This window comes from Enterobacter cloacae complex sp. 342H5, assembly GCF_050030905.1.
Taxonomy (GTDB): domain Bacteria; phylum Pseudomonadota; class Gammaproteobacteria; order Enterobacterales; family Enterobacteriaceae; genus Enterobacter; species Enterobacter intestinihominis.
This window is the reverse complement of record NZ_JBLGVB010000001.1, coordinates 4,080,005-4,100,139: the sequence shown is the minus strand read 5'-3', so window position 1 is coordinate 4,100,139 and position 20,135 is coordinate 4,080,005. Positions and strand designations below refer to the sequence as shown.

Genomic DNA, 20,135 nt, shown 5'->3' with positions numbered 1-20,135 from the left:
ATCCCTTAACTGGCTGGAGTCGCGGCGGTATCAGGAATAGCCACGGCGGTGACGCCAGGGCGAACTTTTTGCAGGCCGCTGATAATGACGCGGTCGCCATTTTTCAGACCTTCCGTGATCAACCACCGATCGCCAATCGCCTGCGGTGCAACGACAGTGCGAGATTCCACCTGGTTTTTATCGTTTACCACAAGCACGGTTGCATCACCGCGAGGTGTACGGGTTACCCCCTGCTGGGGAACAAGGATGGCATCAGGCTGTGTGCCTTCGTCAATGCGTGCACGGACAAACATACCCGGTAACAGCATATGCTGAGGGTTAGGGAAGAGAGCGCGAAGGGTGATTGAGCCGGTACTTTCATCTACCGTGACATCAGAGAACTGGAGCGTTCCTTTCAGCGGATAAGGCTGGCCATTTTCCATCAGCAACTCAACGCTGCTGGTGTCTCCCTTTTGCAGGCTCGTCTGCTGCTTTAGACGCATAAAATCGCTGCTGGATTGCGTTACATCGACATAAATGGGATCGAGCTGCTGAACTGTCGCCAGTGCGGTTGACTGACCATTAGTGACTAACGCCCCTTCAGTGACGCTGGATTTGCCAATGCGCCCGTTGATTGGCGATGTGACTTTCGTATAAGCAAGATTGATCCGCGCGCTTTCAACGCCAGCTTTCGCGGCAACGACGCTTGCATCCGCCTGCTGGGCGGTTGCCACCGCCTGATCATACTCCTGCTTGCTCACATATTGCGTACCGACCAGCGGAAGGTAACGTTTTACCGTCAGATGGGCTATGTTTGCCGCAGCCTGCGCTTTTACCAGTTCACCTTTCGCATTGTCGTAGGCTGCCTGATAGGTGGCCGGATCGATCTGATAAAGTGATTCACCCGCTTTGACGTCGCTGCCTTCGGTAAAATTACGGTGCAGAATGATACCACTTACCTGGGGACGAACCTCCGCTACACGATAAGCGTCAGTTCTGCCTGGCAATTCCGTCGTTACGGCCAGTGGCGCGCTTTTGACAATATGAACACTGACCTGAGGAGCTTGCCCATGCTGCTGTGGGTTTTCTTGCCCATCGCACCCGGCGAGCAGTGCAGCACAGACAATGAAACCGGATAAGGGTAAGCGTCTGAAGTGATTCGTCATTACTGTTCCTTAAACTACCCTTGAACCGATATATGCCATAAGTCGGTGAAAGGGTGTGAGGCAAAAAAAGAAATGTAGCTGCGTATAATAATGAGGGTATTCAAGGTTTTTTAATTTATAAGTGCTGATGGAGGCAATAAAAAGCAAAATCAGATTCTGAACCAGTGTATTCGAAATCCGGCTTCTGTCAGGATAATCAACGGAATACTTATGAGTAAATACAAACTATTTATTTAATGAATTTGATTCGCTCAATTTATTCGTATGAATTATAAATTAAATGAATTGACTTTTTTTGTGCAAAACTAAAACGGGTTATGGTGAATACTTTGACTTACACGACCCTTTAATAACGTTTGATGTCGTATCAACCGTATAAGTAATGAGTAGCAGGCTATGGCGCGTAAAAAGAAAGAAGAGGCTCAAAAGACCCGGCAGCAGCTGATTGAAGCCGCTATCGGGCTATTCGCGACACGTGGCGTGGCTAATACCACGCTTACCGACATCGCCGATGCTGCTCAACTTACTCGCGGGGCGGTTTACTGGCATTTTTCGAGTAAAGCGGAAATATTTAACGCCATCTGGGAACAGCAATTGCCGCTGCGTGAAATGATTCGTGACAGGTTAATACTTTCTGAAAAAGATGACCCTTTGTTAATGCTTCGTGAACAGTTTATTGTCGCGCTGCAATATATTGCGAGCGAGCCACGTCAGTATGCTCTTTTACAAATTCTGTATCATAAGTGTGAATTTCATGACGATGTGATTTCAGAATGTGAAATACGCAAGCGGATCGGTTTAAACGATACTTATCTTCGCAGGACGTTGAGACAATGCGTTGCGCGTAGCATTATTTCTTCCCAAACTAATATTGAACTGGCGCTGATTGTTTTCCACGCATTTTTTAGCGGAGTCATTAAAAACTGGTTAATGGATAGCAACAGTTTTAATCTGTACAAACAGGCGCCGGCGCTGGTGGATAATATTCTTGCGACACTAAATATCACTCGAGTGGCGCCAGTGTTCTACGATACAGCCTCATGATTGCATACGGGATGGTGACATCTCCCCGTGCTGGCACTGTTCCATAATAGCCTGCGCGGTAATCGGTTTGCCCAGCAGATAACCCTGTAGCGTATTGCATCCCAGTTCTGTCAGAAAGGTCTGCTGCGCTGCGGTTTCGACCCCTTCTGCCACGACCTTCAGATTCAGCGTTTTTGCCAGGGCGATAATCGCCGAGACGATCGTCGCATCTTCACTCTCTCCACTTAACTCTTTTACAAAAGCACGATCGATTTTCAACTCGCAGGCAGGGAGTCGCTTAAGATAAAGAAGGCTTGAATAACCTGTACCAAAATCGTCTATCGAGGCTTTTACGCCCGCATCCGTCAGCGCTGTCAGGACACGAACGCTTTCGTCCGGATTGCTCATCGCCGTGGTTTCGGTCACCTCCAGGATCAACATGCCGGGCGGTACGCTATGGCGCGTCAGACAATCGAGAACCGTTTTAACCAGCGACGGCTGTTCGAACTGCAACGTAGAAAGATTCACCGCCATTGACCAGTCCGTGTGGCCCTGAAGGTGCCATTCTCGCAGCTGGCGGCAGGCCTCGTCGATTACCCAGTTTCCAATTGGAATAATCAGCCCGGTTTTCTCTGCAAGCGGTAGAAACAGGTCGGGGGGCAGTAATCCCTGTTTGGGATGCTGCCAGCGTAACAGCGCTTCGAATCCGATGACCGGCCCGGCAGGGGCATGGAATTTAGGTTGATAAAGCAGGCGTAACTCATCACGGTCGATGGCCTGCCACAGATCATTCATCAGCTGTAGATGCGTCTGCGCCAGCGTATTCATTGACGGCTGAAAGAAGTGATAACCGTTGCGACCCATATGTTTCGTGTGGTACATCGCAGCATCAGCGTTAAACATCAGTTCACGATCGGTTTTGCCATCGTGTGGATAGAGCGCAATGCCAATGCTCAGGGTGACCATCAGTTCGTAAGGATCGAGATGGAACGGGCTATCAATGACGCGTACCAGTGAATTTGCCAGTGAGGCAGCATCATCCGGGGTAGTGGTTTCGGCCAGCAGGACGAATTCATCCCCACCGATACGCGCCAGCGTGTACTGACCTTTCAACTGCAACAGCAAACGCTGAGTCACCGCAACCAGAAGCTTGTCACCGACATCATGACCATAGGCATCGTTGACGGTTTTAAAGCCATCAAGATCCATAAACATCAGCGCGAAAGGGCTTCCTTCGCGATCGGCCTTGCTGATGGCCTGATCGAGGCGATCCTCAAGCAGAATACGATTGGGTAAGCGCGTCAGCGTATCATGCAACGCCAGCTGTGCGAGTTCACGGTTAGCTTCTGCCAGGGATGAGGCCAGCAGCGAGGTACGAGCCTGAAGGCGGGCATCGAACATCGATACCAGCAGCGTAATCCCCAGAATAGCGAGCGCGACCACGCTAACCAGTATCGCCAGCCAGCTCCCGTTAAGACCATGATGGTGGACCATCGTCGATATCGGAAATTGTGCTGCTTCCATGCCGGCGTAATGCATGCCAGCGATAGCGATGCCCATGGTGACCGCCGTCCCCAGACGCATCAACGCCATTCGTGCAGCTTCCTGACGTAAACGGAACGTCAGCCAAAGAGCGGCCAGTGAAGCGGCAAGGGCTATGCCCACAGAGATAGCCATCCACGTTTTATCCCAGACAATACCCGGTGTGACCTCCAGGGCAGCCATACCGGTGTAGTGCATGGCAACTATGCCTGTACCCATCACGACGGCGCCAGGCAGCAGTCGGCGCAAATGTAGCTGCTCGCCGCTAACGAGCCACAGGGCGAACATTGACGAGCTGATGGCGATAATCATCGAAAGCACGGTCAGGGTCGCGTTGTAACTCATGCTCATGGAAAGATCCATCGCCAGCATACCGATGAAATGCATCGCCCACACGCCAATCCCCATCGAAACACCGCCACCTGCCAGCCAGACGCGTGCAGCGACGTCCTGGCTTCCGGCAACGCGCGCAGCCATATTCAGCGCGGTATAGGCGGCAAGAATGGCGACAATAAAGGAGATGACGACGAGGATTTGGTTGTATTGGCTAACCAGCATGGTCTGTTCACTCGTTGTGAGACGTTAAGCAAGAGCGGTTGGAAAGGGCACAGACATTATCATCGTCAGGAAATGACGAAAAGTGATTTAAGCCCCTGTTTTTATTGGGTGATAACAGAGGGGTACAGGATGGAAGAGGCTAGTCCAGCTCTGAGCAGTTGACCAGTTTTAGCGGGTTCACGGAATTCATATTGCGACATTTATCGGTTTCGGTGCTCATCAGTTCAATCCACTGCATCAGCAGCGCATCGAAAATGAAAACAGAGACAGCAAAAACGACCAGCCACCAGTATTTACGAATCATGTGTCATTCCGCGAAAAGAGAGCCTGTAAGGTGGTGGAAATATACACGAAAAGCGGGCGTTGAAAAGTGGGGAAGGAGAAGGTTTACAAAGCGTTGACGGTCGCTCATCCGGGCAATAAAAAAGGCGCTTCCCCATGCCGAAGAGCGCCTTTTTAAACAAGCATTTAACTGATTAGTATCAGTTCATGCCGTATTTTTTCAATTTCTTACGCAGGGTACCACGGTTGATGCCCATCATCAGGGCAGCGCGGGTTTGATTACCACGGGTGTATTGCATCACCATGTCCAACAGTGGCTGTTCAACTTCAGCCAGTACCAGCTCATACAGGTCATTAACATCCTGACCGTTCAGTTGAGCAAAATAGTTCTTCAGTGCCTGTTTAACCGAGTCACGCAGGGGCTTTTGAGTCACCTGATCCTGAGAGTTAACGGTAGAAACGGTCAGTACGTCAGAATTTACGCGTTGTTCGAACATAGTTCTGTCAGCTCTTTATTTCATTACGCAAGATTTTCGAAGTATGCCTCCAACGCCTCCAGCTGTTCGCTGGCATCCTCAATGGCGTTGAATGTGCGCCGAAACTGGTCATTTGGAGCGTGCTCCTGGAGATACCAGGATACGTGTTTACGCGCAATTCGGTACCCTTTTGCCTGGCCGTAGTGGTCATGCAGTTCCCGAACATGCGAACAAAGCAAGCGCTTAACCTCTGCCAGAGGCAGCGGGGCAAGCAGCTCCCCAGTGTCCAGATAATGCTGGATTTCCCGAAAGATCCAGGGTCTTCCCTGAGCGGCACGTCCTATCATCAGAGCATCAGCTCCCGTATAGTCGAGCACAGCTCTGGCTTTAAGCGGGTCAGTTATGTCGCCATTCGCGATAATCGGAATGGAAACTTTCTGCTTAACTGCCCGAATGCTGTCGTATTCAGCTTCACCGTTGAACAAACAGGCGCGAGTGCGTCCATGAATGGTCAGGGCCTGAATGCCACAGTCTTCGGCCAGTTGGGCAATCTCTACACAGTTACGGTGTTCCGGCGACCAACCCGTGCGAATCTTCAACGTAACAGGAACGTCCACTGCGCTGACAACCGCCGTCAGGATTGACTTCACCTGGTCGGGGTATTGCAGAAGGGCTGAACCTGCAAGCTTGCGATTCACCTTTTTGGCCGGGCAACCCATATTGATATCAATAATCTGGGCGCCACTTTCCACGTTAATACGCGCGGCATCTGCCATCTCTTCAGGCACGCTTCCGGCAATTTGCACGGTGCGGATACCTGGCTCATCCACGTGCACCATCCGAAGGCGGGACTTGTCGCTTTCCCAAACCTGCGGGTTAGACGACATCATCTCGGAAACGGTTAATCCTGCTCCCATCTCGTAGCACAGCGTCCTGAACGGCCGGTCGGTAATACCTGCCATTGGGGCTGCGATCAGGCGATTTCTAAGCTGGTGGTGTCCGATGCGCATGAGTTAAGAAATGACCATACTGTGACTGCAAGGCGGCGTATATTACGCATTTTTTGCACGAGATGAAAGGCCAAACTTTGAACAATCCTCTGTTGTAGATCAAGGAATCGCCAGTCATTCTTTTCGGATAAGATTATTCGCTATTTAAATCATTGTGTTATGAAGAAATGAACATTTTGTGGGCGCTTACAATTTCCCGTAACTTCTCATCATTTCTGAATAAATGAATCAATTGGCCGGGATAATCTGCTGCGATATGCAGCAGATTATGGCGCTTCTTTGCGATCTGCGTCGCATTTCAGCACAGGATATCAGCGCAAAAAATCGGCTTATTCAACAACCAGACGGCCATGAAGCGGCTGAACCGGGCGGCTGTTTTCGTGGTGCATAGTGTGAGTGAATTTTTGCAGCTGTTCAGCAGAGACGGTCAGCGGATGCTTGAGCACCAACCACGTCACCCCTTCTGAGCACGGTGGCGTGGTCAGGGAGCCGCTAAAACGCCAGTAGGTTTTATCCGCAGGCAGTAATTTATTCATATCGAGGGTTGGCTTAATTGTAACGTTCTGGTCAACCTGTCCTGGCATCACGCCCCAGAGTTTATCCAGTGCAGCGTTTGCCGCGCCCTGATCGAACATAACGGCAACGACCGTCAGTTCGCCGTCAGCGTTTTTATGGACCAGATGCATTTCCATTGCGTATTTTTTACCGTGCACCGTGTTTTCGGAAGGCGCATGGAAATGGAACTGCTGTAATGTCCAGGTCTGTTTATCAAGCGTGATGCTGTCGCGTGTATCGGCATTTTCACTCGCCTGGATAGTATGGCCGTTGTTTGTCAGGGTGACCGGGCCGTCGATATAGTGCGTTTCCAGCGGAGAGATGTGAGCTTTGACCGTATTATCAATGTTAACCGGCGACTGATACATCCCGCTTTTACACGTCTTGTACGCCTCGTCCAGTTCGCCCCAGTGTTCCGGTGCGCCTTCTCCTTGATAGCTCCAGTGTGAGGCGTAAGTTGAAGCCGAAATCACGCTCAGCGCCAGCAGCGCTGCCTTGCCTGAAATGTGTTTCATCGTATTCTTCCTGTGAATTTTATTATCCAAATCAATGATTAACATTGTGATTTGTGTGGTTATTTTATCGAAGAAAGGATGAAGGGGGGAGAAAAAGCCGAAGGGAAAAGGCGTGGTCAGACGACCACGCCAAAGGCTTATTTTTTACGACCGGTGATGCGACACCACTCTTCTTTCTCGACAACCGGGTCGAGCGCAAAGAGATCGGCGTAGGCTTCACAGACGCTGTCTGCCTGGCTGGCAAGGATACCGGACAGGCCCAGCAGACCGCCTTCAACCGGCAGCACGCTGATTAACGGCGCCAGCTCGCGTAACGGGCCAGCCAGGATATTCGCGACCACCACATCGGCTTTCATGGCCTCTGGCTGTGCATCGGGCAGATACAGTTCAAGGCGATCGGAAACGCCATTACGCTCGGCGTTATCACGGCTGGCCTGAATCGCCTGCGGATCGATGTCGATCCCGATGGCTTTTGCCGCGCCCAGTTTCAGCGCCGCGATAGCGAGGATCCCGGATCCGCAACCGAAGTCGATCACGGTTTTGCCTTCCAGATCCAGGCCATCCAGCCATTGCAGGCACAGGGAGGTTGTCGGGTGGGTACCGGTGCCGAACGCCAGACCCGGATCCAGCATTACGTTGACCGCATTTTCATCGGGAACGTCGCGCCAGCTTGGGCAGATCCACAGACGCTGACCAAACTGCATTGGATGGAAGTTGTCCATCCACTCGCGTTCCCAGTCTTTGTCTTCCAGCTGTTCGATTTTATGCGCGAAACCCGCGCCCAGCAGCGGATGGTTTTCCAGAATCGCCACGACCTCTTTCATGTCGGTTTCTGCATCGAACAGGCCGATAACGTCCGTATCACCCCACAGGCGCGTTTCGCCTGGTAGCGGCTCAAAGACCGGCGTGTCATGCGTGTCCTGGAACGTGATAGAGACCGAACCGGCCTCCATCAGCGCATCACTCAGTTCTTCGGCGTTCGCGCCGGTTGTGTTCAGTTTCAATTGGATCCACGGCATGGCAAAACTCTTTATTTATCAGTAGAAATCAGGGTGGCGGGTGGAACGGGACGGCCAAAACGGTTACCCACCACAAACGCCAGTAAACTTAACAGTAACGAAGGCACGATCGGGTGAAAGCCAAGATACTGAATTCTCAACGTGGCGAGAACGGCATACAGGACGCCCCCGACAATCATGCCGCTTAATGCACCCGCGGCATTCGCGCGTTCCCAGTACAGCCCCAGCACCAGCGGCCACAGGAAAACGGCTTCCAGCCCGCCAAAGGCGAGCAGGTTCAACCAGATGATCATCTCTGGTGGACGCCACGCGGCCAGCAGCAGCAACGCCCCCAGCACCAGGGTAATCACCGCCGACATGCGCTTGAGGCGTCGCTCATTTTCGACCTGTTCAGGGCGCAAATTCAGATAGAGATCTTTAATGATCGTAGCGGAACTTTGCAGCAACTGAGCGTTGATGGTCGACATAATGGCCGCCATGGGTGCGGCGAGGAAAATTCCGGCGGCAAACGGCGGAAGTACTTTCACCATCAGGGTTGGAATGACCAGATCCGGTACGGTAAGGTCAGGGATCACCGCGCGTCCCAGCGCGCCCGCCAGGTGCATACCAAACATCAGGATTGCCACCACAATTGTCCCGATAATAATCCCGCGGTGTACCGCTTTGCTGTCTTTATATGAGATGCAGCGCACGGCGGTATGCGGCAGGCCAATCACGCCAAAGCACACCAGCACCCAGAACGAGGTCATAAAGGTTGGAGAGAGGATGTCATCCGCCCCCTGCGGCGAGACCAGTTTCGGATCGATCGCTTCCAGGGTTTCAACCGCATGGCTCAGGCCCCCTGCGGCATGCACGATACCCACCAGCAGAACGAGAGTGCCAATGAGCATCACCATTCCCTGCATCGTGTCGTTCAGAACGCTGGCACGGAACCCGCCAAACGCGGTGTACAGCGCGATACTCACACCGAAAATGACCAGACCCGTCTCGTAGGGGATCCCGGCTGCCGTTTCCAGCAGACGTGCGCCGCCGATAAACTGCACCGTCATCGCACCAATAAACGCCACCAGCAGACTCAGGCTTGCCAGCCATACCAGCAAGCGACTCTGATAGCGGGCAAACAGCATATCGTTCAGCGTCACGGCATTGTAGCGACGGGCCAGAATGGCAAACTTTTTACCCAGTATGCCCAGAGAGAGCCAGATGGCAGGCAGCTGGATCATGGCCAGCAGTACCCAGCCCAGTCCGTACTTATAAGCGGCGCCCGGGCCACCGATAAACGAGCTGGCGCTGATGTAAGTAGCGGTCAGCGTCATGGCCAGCACGACGCCACCCATTGAGCGGCTCCCGAGGAAATACTCGTTCAGAAAGGTACCGGTTGAACGTTTACGCATCGCATAAACCGACAGGCCAAACACCATGAACAGGTAAGCGACAAGCGGCAGAATGACTTCAAGCTGCATCATCGTCCTCCAGGGAGATATCGCGATAGATGAATTTCACCATCGCCCAGCACAGCACAATAAACACCAGCGGCAGCAGCAGGCAGGCCATTTCAAACCAGTGCGGGAGGCCGGTAATGCCAATCGCTGAATCAGGTAAGTAAGCAGTTACTAACCATGCAGCGAGATAGAGAAGGGTCAGCCACAGCGCCCAGCGCGCTTCTTTATGGGCCTGAACAAAACGTTTGTCCATTTTTTGTCCCTTGTGGATGAAGAAAGCGGGGATTGTACATGATGGGGCTTTGCGATCCCCAGAAATAAAAAAGGCCGGATAATCCGGCCTTTTAGCAACACTGGTCTCTTACTTCTCGTTCAGACCGAGTTTTTTCTCCAGGTAGTGGATGTTAGTACCACCATTCTGGAAGTGCTCGTCGCTCATGATGCGCATCTGGAGATCTACGTTGGTTTTGATCCCGTCGATGATCAGCTCCTGAAGGGCGTTCTTCATGCGGGCAATGGCCACGTCACGGTTTTCGCCGTAGCAGATCAGCTTACCGATCATTGAGTCATAATACGGCGGTACGGTGTAACCGGCGTAAATATGGGACTCCCAGCGCACACCAAAGCCACCCGGCGCGTGGAAACGCGTGATTTTACCCGGGCTTGGCAGGAAGGTGTTCGGGTCTTCGGCGTTGATACGGCACTCTACCGCATGGCCTTTAACCACAACTTCTTCCTGTTTGATGGACAGCGGCTGACCGGCTGCGATACGCAGCTGTTCTTTGATCAGGTCAACGCCGGTGATCATTTCGGTAACCGGGTGTTCAACCTGAATACGGGTGTTCATCTCAATGAAGTAGAACTCGCCGTTTTCGAACAGGAACTCAAAGGTACCCGCCCCGCGATAGCCGATATCGACACACGCTTTGGCGCAACGCTCACCGATGTAGCGACGCAGTTCCGGCGTAATGCCCGGCGCTGGCGCTTCTTCGACGACTTTCTGGTGACGACGCTGCATGGAGCAGTCACGTTCAGCCAGATAGATCGCGTTGCCCTGACCGTCAGCCAGCACCTGAATTTCGATGTGGCGTGGGTTTTCCAGGTATTTTTCCATGTACACCATGTCATTGCTGAAAGCCGCTTTCGCTTCCGCTTTGGTCATGGAGATGGACTGCGCCAGTTCAGCATCGCTGCGTACAACGCGCATACCGCGACCGCCGCCGCCGCCAGACGCCTTGATGATAACCGGGTAGCCAATGCGTTTAGCATGGGCGCGGTTAGCATCCATATCGTCGGTCAGCGGGCCGTCAGAGCCCGGTACGGTTGGCACGCCGGCTTTTTTCATCGCGGTGATGGCAGACACTTTGTCACCCATCAGGCGAATGGTGTCGGCTTTCGGGCCAATGAAGATAAAGCCAGAGCGTTCAACCTGCTCAGCAAAGTTGGCGTTCTCAGAGAGGAAACCATAACCCGGGTGAATCGCGACCGCGCCAGTGATTTCGGCGGCGCTGATGATCGCCGGGATGTTCAGATAGCTTTTTACGGACGGAGCCGGACCGATACAGACCGTCTCATCCGCCAGCAATACGTGTTTTAAATCGCGATCCGCGCTTGAGTGCACGGCCACGGTCTTGATGCCCAGTTCTTTACAGGCACGAAGAATACGCAGTGCAATCTCGCCACGGTTGGCGATAACAATTTTATCCAGCATGTTCGCCTCGTTACTCGATGACGACCAGCGGCTCGTCAAATTCTACCGGCTGACCACTTTCGACCAGAATCGCTTTCACAGTACCTGATTTGTCTGCTTCGATCTGGTTCATCATTTTCATGGCTTCAACGATGCACAGGGTATCGCCTACGTTGACTTTCTGACCCACTTCGATGAACGCTTTCGCGTCCGGGCTCGGGGTGCGGTAGAAAGTACCAACCATTGGGGAACGTACGATGTGACCACTGATTTCTGCAGCTGCTGCAGGTGCGGCTTCTGCTGCTGGTGCAACGGCTGCGGAGAGCGCAGGCTGCTGCACTGGCGCAGCATAAGCTTGCTGCATTACCGGGAAGCTAGCGGCTGGGGCTGCACGGCTGATGCGTACAGACTCTTCGCCTTCAGAAATTTCCAGTTCGGAGATGCCTGATTCTTCAACCAGCTCGATCAGTTTTTTAATCTTACGAATATCCATGAGTGGGTTCCGTACTCTTGTTTAGTGTGATTGTGACAAGCGTTTTACCGCTGTCTGTAAAGCGTATGAATAGCCGTCTGCACCCAGCCCACATATCACGCCAGCGGCGATATCTGACAAGTAGGAATGGTGGCGGAACGGCTCTCGGGCGTGCACGTTACTCAGATGGATCTCGATAAACGGGATACTCACCGCGAGCAGTGCGTCGCGTATAGCAACACTGGTGTGCGTAAACGCGGCCGGATTGATCAGGATATAGTCCACAGTGTCTTTAGCCTGATGAATACGGTCAATGATTGCGTACTCCGCGTTTGACTGAAAATGGTCCAAATCCACATTCAGCGAGGCTGCTTCCGTACCCAGACGGTTAACAATTTCGCTCAATGTCAGCGTGCCGTACTTCTCTGGCTCACGGGTGCCGAGCATGTTCAGATTCGGTCCGTTCAATACTAAAATTTGGAATTTGTCAGCCATTGTGCCGCTATCTCCTGCGATTTTCGGGTAAAAAACAACATATACCCTCAACACGCAATTGTCACCCTTTCAGAGGCCAAAAACCCCTGTCCGGAAAACCGAAGTCGCACATTATAACGATTTCGTAGCATTTGGCAGCTAAATACTGGTCTTATCAGGGAAGATTATCAACCGCTATCCGAAAAAGATTCGCGGCTGATAAATAATCTGCGGGAAAACGCACAGTTTCGTGGACTATCGTACCCACTGGCGGAACTTCTTGTAACGCCATGCTAAAAGGGCCAATGCCAGCAGGGCGTAGATGACCGGCTGAGGAGATAATATCTTCACCGACCACAGGTAATGGATGGGCGCGAGGATCGCGACAAGATAGACGAAGTTGTGCAGCAGTTGCCAGCGCCGTCCCATTTTTCGCTGCGCGTACTGCGTGGATGTCAGCGTCAGCGCCAGTAAAACCAGCCAGCTTACGATACCCAGCGTCAGATAAGGACGCGTAACCAGTTCGCTGCCAAGGAGTGCCAGGTTGTTAATGCCCAGTTCCAGCAGGGCGTAACTGGTGAGATGCAGCGTCGCCCAGGCAAAACACCATAGCCCCAAAAGCCGACGGGTACGTATTAGCAATGGCTGTTTAGCGTAGCGCGCCAGCGGTGAGACGAGCAAGGTCGCCAGCAAAAATTTCAGAGCCATCCGACCCGTAAAATGCTGAATATCTTTAGCCGGATCGGCACTGAACTGTCCCTGGCTGGCTGCCCAAAAGAGCCAGATAAAGGGGAGCAATCCGGCTAAATGCAGGAGTACCTTCAGCCAGGTTATCTGCTTTGCCGTTAAACGCACTTAGAAGTTCTCCCGTAAATTCAGCCCACGATAGAGGGATGCCACCTCATCTGCATAGCCGTTAAACAGCAGCGTTGGCTGGCGTTTAACATCCAGCGCGCCGCCGGAACCGATAAAACGTTCCGTCGCCTGCGACCAGCGTGGATGATCAACGTGCGGGTTAACGTTGGCAAAAAAACCATACTCATCTGGCGCTGCGAGGTTCCAGGTGGTGGGTGGGCGTTCACGGGTGAGCTTAATGCTGACGATCGATTTGATGCCCTTGAAACCATATTTCCACGGTACGGTCAGGCGAATGGGCGCCCCGTTTTGCGGCGGCAGCGCTTTGCCGTAAACCCCGACGGTGAGCAGCGTAAGCGGATGCATGGCTTCGTCGAGACGTAAACCTTCAACGTAGGGATACTCCAGCCCGCCGCCGATAAACCGATCCTTCTGGCCTGGCATCTCGTCCGGGGCATAGCGCGTCTGGAAGGAAACATACTTCGCGTTGCTGGTGGGCTCAACCAGCGCCAGCAGTTTATGCAAAGGGAAACCTACCCACGGCACCACCATCGACCAGGCTTCCACACAGCGCATACGGTAAATGCGTTCTTCAAGTGGGAAGCGGGTGGTGAGGTCATGATGATCCAGCGTCAGCGGCTTTGCCACTTCGCCATCAATCTTCAGCGTCCAGGGATCGGTTTTCATGCTCCCGGCGTTGGCGGCAGGATCGGCCTTATCGAGCCCAAACTCATAGAAGTTGTTATAGCCGGTGACTTTATCTTCCGGCGTCAACGTCAGTTTATTCTGCCACTGCGCCGGTTTCGTGAAGTTAAGCGGTGCGCCAGAGGGGGCTTTCGGGCGGTCGTTGCCCTTAAACCAGTCGAGCAGATCGGCGTGGGCCGCAGGGGGGAGCGTCAGGGCAGTGGCGCTGATGCCAAGCATTTTCAGGATCTGGCGACGCTGTAGCATAAAGACAGACTCGGACGTTACGTCGGCTTCCGTCAGTTTTCGGGTTTTCATGGCATCCTCCGTCAGGCGTTTTTCTAAGCATGACGGAGGAGGAGGGTTAGCGCGAATATGTCACGAAAATTTGAAGATTAGGCGATTTTAACCAGCGCACGACCGTGGAACTGGTTGTCCATGATTTTATTGGCGTACTCTGGCGCCTGGCTCAGGGTGATCTCAGTGGCGCTCTGCTCATAGAATGAGGCTGGCAGATCCCGCGCCAGACGTTCCCAGGCCTCAGCCCGCCGCTCGGCTGGGGTCATGACCGAATCGACACCCTGAAGACGCACGTTACGCAGAATAAATGGCATCACCGTCGTCGGCAGGGCAAAACCACCCGCCAGACCACAGGCCGCCACGCAGCCACCGTAATTCATTTGCGCCAGCACCTTCGCCAGCACTTTGTCGCCGACGGTATCTACAGCGCCAGCCCAGACCTGTTTTTCCAGCGGACGGGTCTCGGCGAATTCGTCGCGGCTCAGAATACGGCTTGCGCCCAACTGACGTAGATAATCATGCGTACTTTCGCGGCCAGAGACGGCGGCGACCTGGTACCCCAGCTTGTGCAGCAGCGTGACGGCCGTGCTGCCCACGCCACCGCTGGCGCCGGTCACGACAATTTCGCCAGAGTCAGGACGGATCCCGGCCTCTTCCAGCGCCATCACGCAGAGCATGGCGGTGAAACCTGCCGTGCCGACGATCATCGCCTTACGGCCGTCCAGGCCTTTCGGCATCGGGACCAGCCAGTCACCTTTTACGCGCGCCTGCGCTGCCAGTCCTCCCCAGTGGTTTTCACCTACGCCCCAGCCGGTGAGCAGCACCTTCTGTCCGGCGTGAAAACGCGGATCTTCACTGGTATGCACGCGGCCAGCCAAGTCGATGCCTGGCACCATTGGGAAATTTCGGATGATTTTACCTTTTCCCGTAATGGCCAGTGCATCTTTATAGTTCAGGCTTGACCAGTCGATATCTACGGTCACGTCGCCCTCCGGCAGGCGGCTCTCGTCAATGGCTTGCACCGAGGCAACGGTTTTGCCGTCCTGCTGTTCTAAGATCAAAGCCTGCATACAGGGTCCTCACTAGGATTGATGATGGGAAAATATGTACTGAAGACTATACTCGCTCAATGAAACGCAGTGCCGATTTAACGCAATAAATTGCCAGATACACCAGGTTTGGTAGTATGCCGCATTTGAAATGCAAGTTAGCGCTCACTTGCGACCCCTTCAACCCACGGAGTAATCTCAAGGATGCGATTAACGACGAAGTTCTCAGCTTTTATCACCTTGCTGACGGGACTGACCATATTTGTCACGCTAATCGGCTGCTCGCTGAGCTTTTATAATGCCATCCAGGATAAGCTGGTTAACCGGGTAGAATCGGTTGCATCGGTTATCGACACTCGCCTGATTACAACCTCCTTCCCGGCACTTTCGCGTGAACTGGATGAGTTAATGGTGCCTGTGGATATCGTGCAGATCGACATTAAACAGGGGAAGCAGACCGTTTTCAGCCATACCCGTCAGGGCAGCTACCGTCCTGCCGGCACGGTAGATCAGTATCGGGACATAACGGTACGCTCACTTAAACATCCGGGTATGACAATCCATCTGATGTACCAGGATCCTATGAGCAACTATTTACGCTCGCTCATGACCACCGCGCCCTTAACCATCGCCGTTGCCTTGATCGTCCTGCTGATTTTCCTCGCCGTTCGCTGGCAGCGTCGTCAACTTTCCGGCCAGGAACTGCTGGAAACACGCTCGGTGCGAATACTGAATGGCGAGCGGGGTCCGCAGGTACGGGGATCGGTTTATGAATGGCCATCACGTACCAGTAGCGCCCTGGACGTGCTGCTCTCCGAAATCCAGTTTGCCAGCGATCAGCGTAGCCGTATGGACACGTTGATTCGCTCCTACGCCGCGCAGGATAACAAAACGGGCCTTAACAACCGTCTCTTCTTTGATAATCAGCTGGCTACGCTTCTTGATGATCCCGAAAAGGTGGGGACGCATGGCGTGGTAATGATGATTCGCCTGCCCGACTTCGATCTGCTCCGTGATACCTGGGGCCAGCGCGTGGCGGAAGAGAACCTCTTCACGCTGATTAACCTGCTGTCCACCTTTATTATGCGCTACCCCGGCGCGTTACTGGCACGCTACCACCGCAGCGACTTTGCCGTCTTGCTGCCGCATCGCACCTTAAAGGAGTCCGAGAGTATCGCCAGCCAGCTGTTGAAAGCCGTCGATGCGCTACCCCAGAGCAAAATGCTCGACCGCGACGACATGGTGCATATGGGCATCTGTGCCTGGCGCGGCGGTCAGTCGACGGAGCAGGTGATGGAACATGCAGAAGCGGCCACGCGCAACGCCGTATTGCAGGGGGCGAACGGCTGGGCGGTCTATGATGATACGCTACCGGAAAAAGGGCGCGGCAACGTACGCTGGCGAACCCTGATTGAACAGATGCTGAGCCGGGGTGGACCGCGCATCTATCAAAAACCGGCGGTCATAAAAAATGGTCATGTCCATCATCGTGAGCTGATGTGCCGTATTTTTGATGGGACCGAGGAGGTTATCTCCGCAGAGTATTTGCCGATGGTGCTGCAATTCGGATTGTCCGAAGAGTATGACCGCCAGCAAATCACCCGCCTCATTCCGTTTTTATCGTACTGGCCTGAAGAAAATCTGGCTTTACAGGTGACCGTCGAATCGCTGATCCGTCCGCGTTTTCAGCGTTGGTTACGTGACACGTTAATGCAATGCGAAAAATCGCAACGCAAACGCATTATTTTTGAACTTGCAGAGGCAGATGTAGGTCAACACATCAGCCGGTTGCGCTCGGTTGTGCGTTTAATCAATGCGCTTGGGGCTCGCGTGGCGGTAACACAGGCGGGTCTTACCCTGGTCAGCACCAGCTGGATCAAAGAGCTGGATGTCGAATTATTGAAGCTGCATCCGGGTCTGGTAAGGAATATCGAAAAGCGCACGGAAAACCAGCTGCTGGTACAAAGCCTGGTGGAGGCGTGCAAAGGAACGCAAACGCAAGTATTTGCCGCAGGCGTACGTTCACGCAGTGAATGGCAGATGTTGACAGAGCGCGGCGTGACGGGCGGTCAGGGGGATTTTTTTGCCGCCTCTCAGCCGCTTGACACCAATGTGAAAAAATATTTGCAAAGATACTCTGTTTGACCTGCCGTTTACTTTGTTTTCACGTAGAATATCGCGCCTGTAGCTTTGAGTAAGACGAGCATAAAAGCCAGTGAACGACCTTTTATAGGTTACAAGTGAAAGTGAGGGACGCTGCTGTTTACTCAGCCCTGAGGGATTCAGGGGATGAATTTGTAACAAAGGAAACGTGCTGCACTAATTTTCACCGTAGCAGACGATTTTTGCGCCTTGTCGCTGCTGCGTGTGGTTGGTAAAGTAAGCGGATTTTGTTTTCCGCCCCAGCTTTCAGGATTATCCCTTAGTATGTTGAAAAAATTTCGTGGCATGTTTTCCAATGACCTGTCCATTGACCTGGGTACCGCGAATACCCTTATCTATGTAAAAGGACAAGGCATCGTATTGAATGAGCCTTCCGTTGTGGCCATTCGTCAGGATCGTGCTGGCTCGCCAAAAAGCGTGGCCGCAGTAGGCCATGATGCGAAGCAGATGCTGGGCCGTACGCCGGGCAACATTGCCGCGATCCGCCCAATGAAAGATGGCGTTATTGCTGACTTCTTCGTGACCGAAAAAATGCTTCAGCACTTCATCAAGCAGGTTCACAGCAACAGCTTCATGCGCCCAAGCCCGCGCGTACTGGTGTGTGTGCCGGTTGGCGCAACCCAGGTTGAACGCCGTGCAATCCGTGAATCCGCTCAGGGTGCCGGTGCGCGTGAAGTGTTCCTGATTGAAGAACCGATGGCTGCGGCAATTGGTGCGGGTCTGCCGGTTTCTGAAGCAACCGGTTCTATGGTGGTGGATATCGGTGGCGGTACCACTGAAGTGGCCGTTATCTCCCTGAACGGCGTGGTGTACTCCTCTTCCGTGCGTATCGGCGGGGACCGTTTCGACGAAGCCATCATCAATTACGTTCGCCGTAACTACGGCTCTCTGATCGGTGAAGCGACCGCAGAGCGCATCAAGCATGAAATTGGTTCTGCCTATCCGGGTGATGAAGTTCGCGAGATCGAAGTTCGCGGTCGTAACCTGGCAGAAGGCGTGCCACGCGGATTCACCCTGAACTCCAACGAAATCCTGGAAGCGTTGCAGGAGCCGCTGACCGGCATCGTGAGCGCGGTGATGGTTGCGCTGGAACAGTGCCCGCCAGAGCTGGCCTCCGATATCTCCGAGCGCGGTATGGTTCTGACCGGTGGTGGTGCGCTGCTGCGTAACCTCGACCGCCTGTTAATGGAAGAGACAGGTATTCCTGTCGTAGTTGCAGAAGATCCACTGACTTGCGTCGCCCGTGGTGGTGGCAAGGCGCTGGAAATGATCGACATGCACGGCGGCGACTTGTTTAGCGAAGAGTAGTCGGGTGTGAGAGGGTAGCAAATGGCTACCCTTTCTCTCTGACGCGAGAATACGCATAGCCTATGAAGCCAATTTTTAGCCGTGGCCCGTCGCTACAGTTTCGCCTGATCCTGGCGGTTCTGGTGGCGCTCGGGGTCATTATTGCCGATAGCCGCCTCGGTACGTTCAGCCAGATCCGAACGTACATGGATACCGCCGTCAGTCCTTTCTACTTTATTTCAAATGGTCCCCGTGAACTGCTCGACTCCGTGTCGCAAACGCTTTCATCGCGTGACCAGCTCGAACTCGAAAACCGTGCATTACGCCAGGAACTGCTGCTGAAAAACAGCGAGCTACTGATGCTGGGGCAATATAAGCAGGAAAACGCGCGTCTGCGGGAACTGCTTGGCTCGCCGCTGCGCCAGGATGAACAGAAAATGGTCACCCAGGTGATCTCCACCGTAAACGATCCATACAGCGATCAGGTGGTGATTGATAAAGGCAGCGTGAACGGCGTATACGAAGGTCAGCCTGTCATCAGCGATAAAGGCGTTGTGGGCCAGGTCGTGGCGGTTGCCAAACTGACCAGCCGTGTGCTGCTGATTTGCGATGCCACCCATGCACTGCCGATTCAGGTGCTGCGTAACGATATTCGCGTAATTGCCGCCGGTAATGGTTGTACGGACGATCTGCAACTGGAACACCTGCCCGCCAACACGGATATCCGCGTGGGTGACGTGCTGGTGACGTCTGGTCTGGGCGGTCGTTTCCCTGAAGGCTACCCGGTTGCGGTTGTCTCTTCCGTGAAGCTCGACACTCAACGTGCCTACACCGTGATCCAGGCGCGTCCAACGGCTGGCTTGCAGCGTTTACGCTACCTGCTGCTGCTATGGGGCGCCGATCGTAACGGCGCTAACCCGATGACGCCGGAAGATGTGCATCGCGTGGCCAATGAGCGCCTGATGCAGATGATGCCGCAGGTGCTGCCTGCGCCGGATGCAATGGGGCCACCTGCGCCCGTACCGGCTCCGGCGACGGGGTTAACGCAGCCGCTACCGGATGCGCCGCCACCGCCGCAAGTCTCGGGTGGAGGGCAGTAGTGGCCAGTTATCGTAGCCAGGGGCGCTGGGTAATCTGGCTCTCATTCCTCGTTGCATTGTTGCTGCAAATTATGCCCTGGCCGGACGACATTCTTGTTTTCCGGCCAAACTGGGTATTACTCATTTTGCTCTACTGGATCCTTGCCCTGCCGCACCGCGTAAATGTCGGCACAGGTTTTGTGATGGGTGCCATACTGGATCTTATCAGTGGCTCTACGCTTGGCGTCCGCGCCTTATCCATGAGCATTATTGCGTATCTCGTTGCACTCAAATTCCAGCTCTTTCGTAACCTTGCGCTCTGGCAACAGGCGCTGGTGGTGATGTTGTTGTCGCTCGCTGCGGATATCGTTGTTTTCTGGGCAGAGTTTTTAGTGATCAACGTCTCTTTCCGACCGGAAGTGTTCTGGAGTAGTGTAGTAAACGGTGTGCTCTGGCCGTGGCTGTTCCTGCTGATGCGTAAAATTCGCCAGCAGTTTGCCGTGCAATAAAAGGTT

At 53.6% G+C, this 20,135-nt stretch carries 20 protein-coding genes; 5 read left to right on the top strand and 15 right to left on the bottom strand.

Going from position 1 to position 20,135, the window contains the following annotated elements; translation table 11 throughout:
• Positions 1 to 5: 5 nt before the first annotated feature.
• A complete protein-coding gene (locus tag ACQG03_RS19535; RefSeq protein ID WP_022649575.1) occupies positions 6 to 1,145 on the bottom strand; it encodes an efflux RND transporter periplasmic adaptor subunit in 1,140 nt (379 codons plus the stop codon).
• A 396-nt stretch (positions 1,146 to 1,541) separates the two neighbouring features.
• Between ACQG03_RS19535 and envR the strand changes: the two genes are divergently transcribed.
• A complete protein-coding gene (gene envR, locus ACQG03_RS19530; protein ID WP_022649574.1) occupies positions 1,542 to 2,189 on the top strand; it encodes an acrEF/envCD operon transcriptional regulator in 648 nt (215 codons plus the stop codon).
• On the opposite strand, the gene ACQG03_RS19525 is transcribed toward envR, so the two are convergent.
• From ACQG03_RS19525 to ACQG03_RS19460, 14 genes are all read right to left on the bottom strand, one after another.
• Positions 2,184 to 4,268 (bottom strand): putative bifunctional diguanylate cyclase/phosphodiesterase, encoded by a 2,085-nt coding sequence (locus ACQG03_RS19525; protein WP_426726145.1) that lies wholly within the window; start codon positions 4,266 to 4,268, stop codon positions 2,184 to 2,186. The two genes, envR and ACQG03_RS19525, sit on opposite strands and share 6 nt — an antisense overlap.
• A 139-nt stretch (positions 4,269 to 4,407) precedes the next feature.
• Positions 4,408 to 4,572, bottom strand: a complete 165-nt coding sequence (locus ACQG03_RS19520) for a DUF2556 family protein (protein ID WP_003860373.1) — start codon at positions 4,570 to 4,572, stop codon at positions 4,408 to 4,410.
• 178 nt (positions 4,573 to 4,750) lie between these two features.
• Positions 4,751 to 5,047: a DNA-binding transcriptional regulator Fis gene (fis, locus tag ACQG03_RS19515; RefSeq protein ID WP_000462905.1), complete on the bottom strand. Its 297-nt coding sequence runs from the start codon at positions 5,045 to 5,047 to the stop codon at positions 4,751 to 4,753.
• A gap of 23 nt (positions 5,048 to 5,070) precedes the next feature.
• Positions 5,071 to 6,036, bottom strand: coding sequence for a tRNA dihydrouridine synthase DusB (gene dusB / locus ACQG03_RS19510; protein ID WP_006812176.1), 966 nt, complete (start codon positions 6,034 to 6,036; stop codon positions 5,071 to 5,073).
• Between the two features lie 329 nt (positions 6,037 to 6,365).
• Positions 6,366 to 7,106, bottom strand: coding sequence for a carbonic anhydrase (locus tag ACQG03_RS19505; RefSeq protein WP_023298748.1), 741 nt, complete (start codon positions 7,104 to 7,106; stop codon positions 6,366 to 6,368).
• Positions 7,107 to 7,243: 137 nt separating this feature from the next.
• Positions 7,244 to 8,125 carry a 50S ribosomal protein L11 methyltransferase gene (prmA, locus tag ACQG03_RS19500; protein ID WP_022649571.1) on the bottom strand — a complete coding sequence of 294 codons (882 nt, stop codon included), beginning with the start codon at positions 8,123 to 8,125 and terminating at the stop codon, positions 7,244 to 7,246.
• A gap of 11 nt (positions 8,126 to 8,136) precedes the next feature.
• A complete protein-coding gene (gene panF / locus ACQG03_RS19495; RefSeq protein ID WP_063163482.1) occupies positions 8,137 to 9,588 on the bottom strand; it encodes a sodium/pantothenate symporter in 1,452 nt (483 codons plus the stop codon).
• Complete coding sequence (locus ACQG03_RS19490) at positions 9,578 to 9,820, bottom strand: YhdT family protein (RefSeq protein WP_022649569.1); 243 nt, start codon at positions 9,818 to 9,820, stop codon at positions 9,578 to 9,580. Before ACQG03_RS19490 ends, panF begins: the two co-directional genes overlap by 11 nt.
• Positions 9,821 to 9,928: 108 nt before the next feature.
• The gene (accC, locus tag ACQG03_RS19485) at positions 9,929 to 11,278 is read right to left on the bottom strand and encodes an acetyl-CoA carboxylase biotin carboxylase subunit (protein ID WP_003860388.1); all 1,350 of its coding nucleotides are present in this window, start codon (positions 11,276 to 11,278) and stop codon (positions 9,929 to 9,931) included.
• A gap of 10 nt (positions 11,279 to 11,288) precedes the next feature.
• A complete protein-coding gene (gene accB / locus ACQG03_RS19480; RefSeq protein WP_010436174.1) occupies positions 11,289 to 11,750 on the bottom strand; it encodes an acetyl-CoA carboxylase biotin carboxyl carrier protein in 462 nt (153 codons plus the stop codon).
• Positions 11,751 to 11,771: 21 nt separating this feature from the next.
• Positions 11,772 to 12,224: a type II 3-dehydroquinate dehydratase gene (gene aroQ / locus ACQG03_RS19475; protein WP_022649568.1), complete on the bottom strand. Its 453-nt coding sequence runs from the start codon at positions 12,222 to 12,224 to the stop codon at positions 11,772 to 11,774.
• Between the two features lie 234 nt (positions 12,225 to 12,458).
• Complete coding sequence (gene msrQ, locus ACQG03_RS19470; RefSeq protein ID WP_022649567.1) at positions 12,459 to 13,058, bottom strand: protein-methionine-sulfoxide reductase heme-binding subunit MsrQ; 600 nt, start codon at positions 13,056 to 13,058, stop codon at positions 12,459 to 12,461.
• On the bottom strand, positions 13,059 to 14,060 hold the full coding sequence (msrP, locus tag ACQG03_RS19465) for a protein-methionine-sulfoxide reductase catalytic subunit MsrP (protein WP_045309168.1): 1,002 nt from the start codon (positions 14,058 to 14,060) through the stop codon (positions 13,059 to 13,061).
• A gap of 77 nt (positions 14,061 to 14,137) precedes the next feature.
• Positions 14,138 to 15,112, bottom strand: coding sequence for an MDR family oxidoreductase (locus ACQG03_RS19460; RefSeq protein WP_063163483.1), 975 nt, complete (start codon positions 15,110 to 15,112; stop codon positions 14,138 to 14,140).
• Between the two features lie 183 nt (positions 15,113 to 15,295).
• On the opposite strand from ACQG03_RS19460, the gene csrD reads away from it, so the two are divergent.
• The 4 genes from csrD (at position 15,296) to mreD (ending at position 20,129) form a co-directional block, all read left to right on the top strand.
• Positions 15,296 to 17,236 carry an RNase E specificity factor CsrD gene (gene csrD, locus ACQG03_RS19455; protein WP_022649564.1) on the top strand — a complete coding sequence of 647 codons (1,941 nt, stop codon included), beginning with the start codon at positions 15,296 to 15,298 and terminating at the stop codon, positions 17,234 to 17,236.
• A gap of 282 nt (positions 17,237 to 17,518) precedes the next feature.
• Positions 17,519 to 18,562: a rod shape-determining protein MreB gene (gene mreB, locus ACQG03_RS19450; RefSeq protein ID WP_000913396.1), complete on the top strand. Its 1,044-nt coding sequence runs from the start codon at positions 17,519 to 17,521 to the stop codon at positions 18,560 to 18,562.
• 62 nt (positions 18,563 to 18,624) lie between these two features.
• Positions 18,625 to 19,641 carry a rod shape-determining protein MreC gene (gene mreC, locus ACQG03_RS19445; RefSeq protein WP_003860400.1) on the top strand — a complete coding sequence of 339 codons (1,017 nt, stop codon included), beginning with the start codon at positions 18,625 to 18,627 and terminating at the stop codon, positions 19,639 to 19,641.
• Positions 19,641 to 20,129, top strand: a complete 489-nt coding sequence (gene mreD / locus ACQG03_RS19440; protein ID WP_003860402.1) for a rod shape-determining protein MreD — start codon at positions 19,641 to 19,643, stop codon at positions 20,127 to 20,129. The genes mreC and mreD overlap by 1 nt, the downstream gene beginning before the upstream one ends.
• The last annotated feature ends 6 nt before the right edge of the window (positions 20,130 to 20,135 follow it).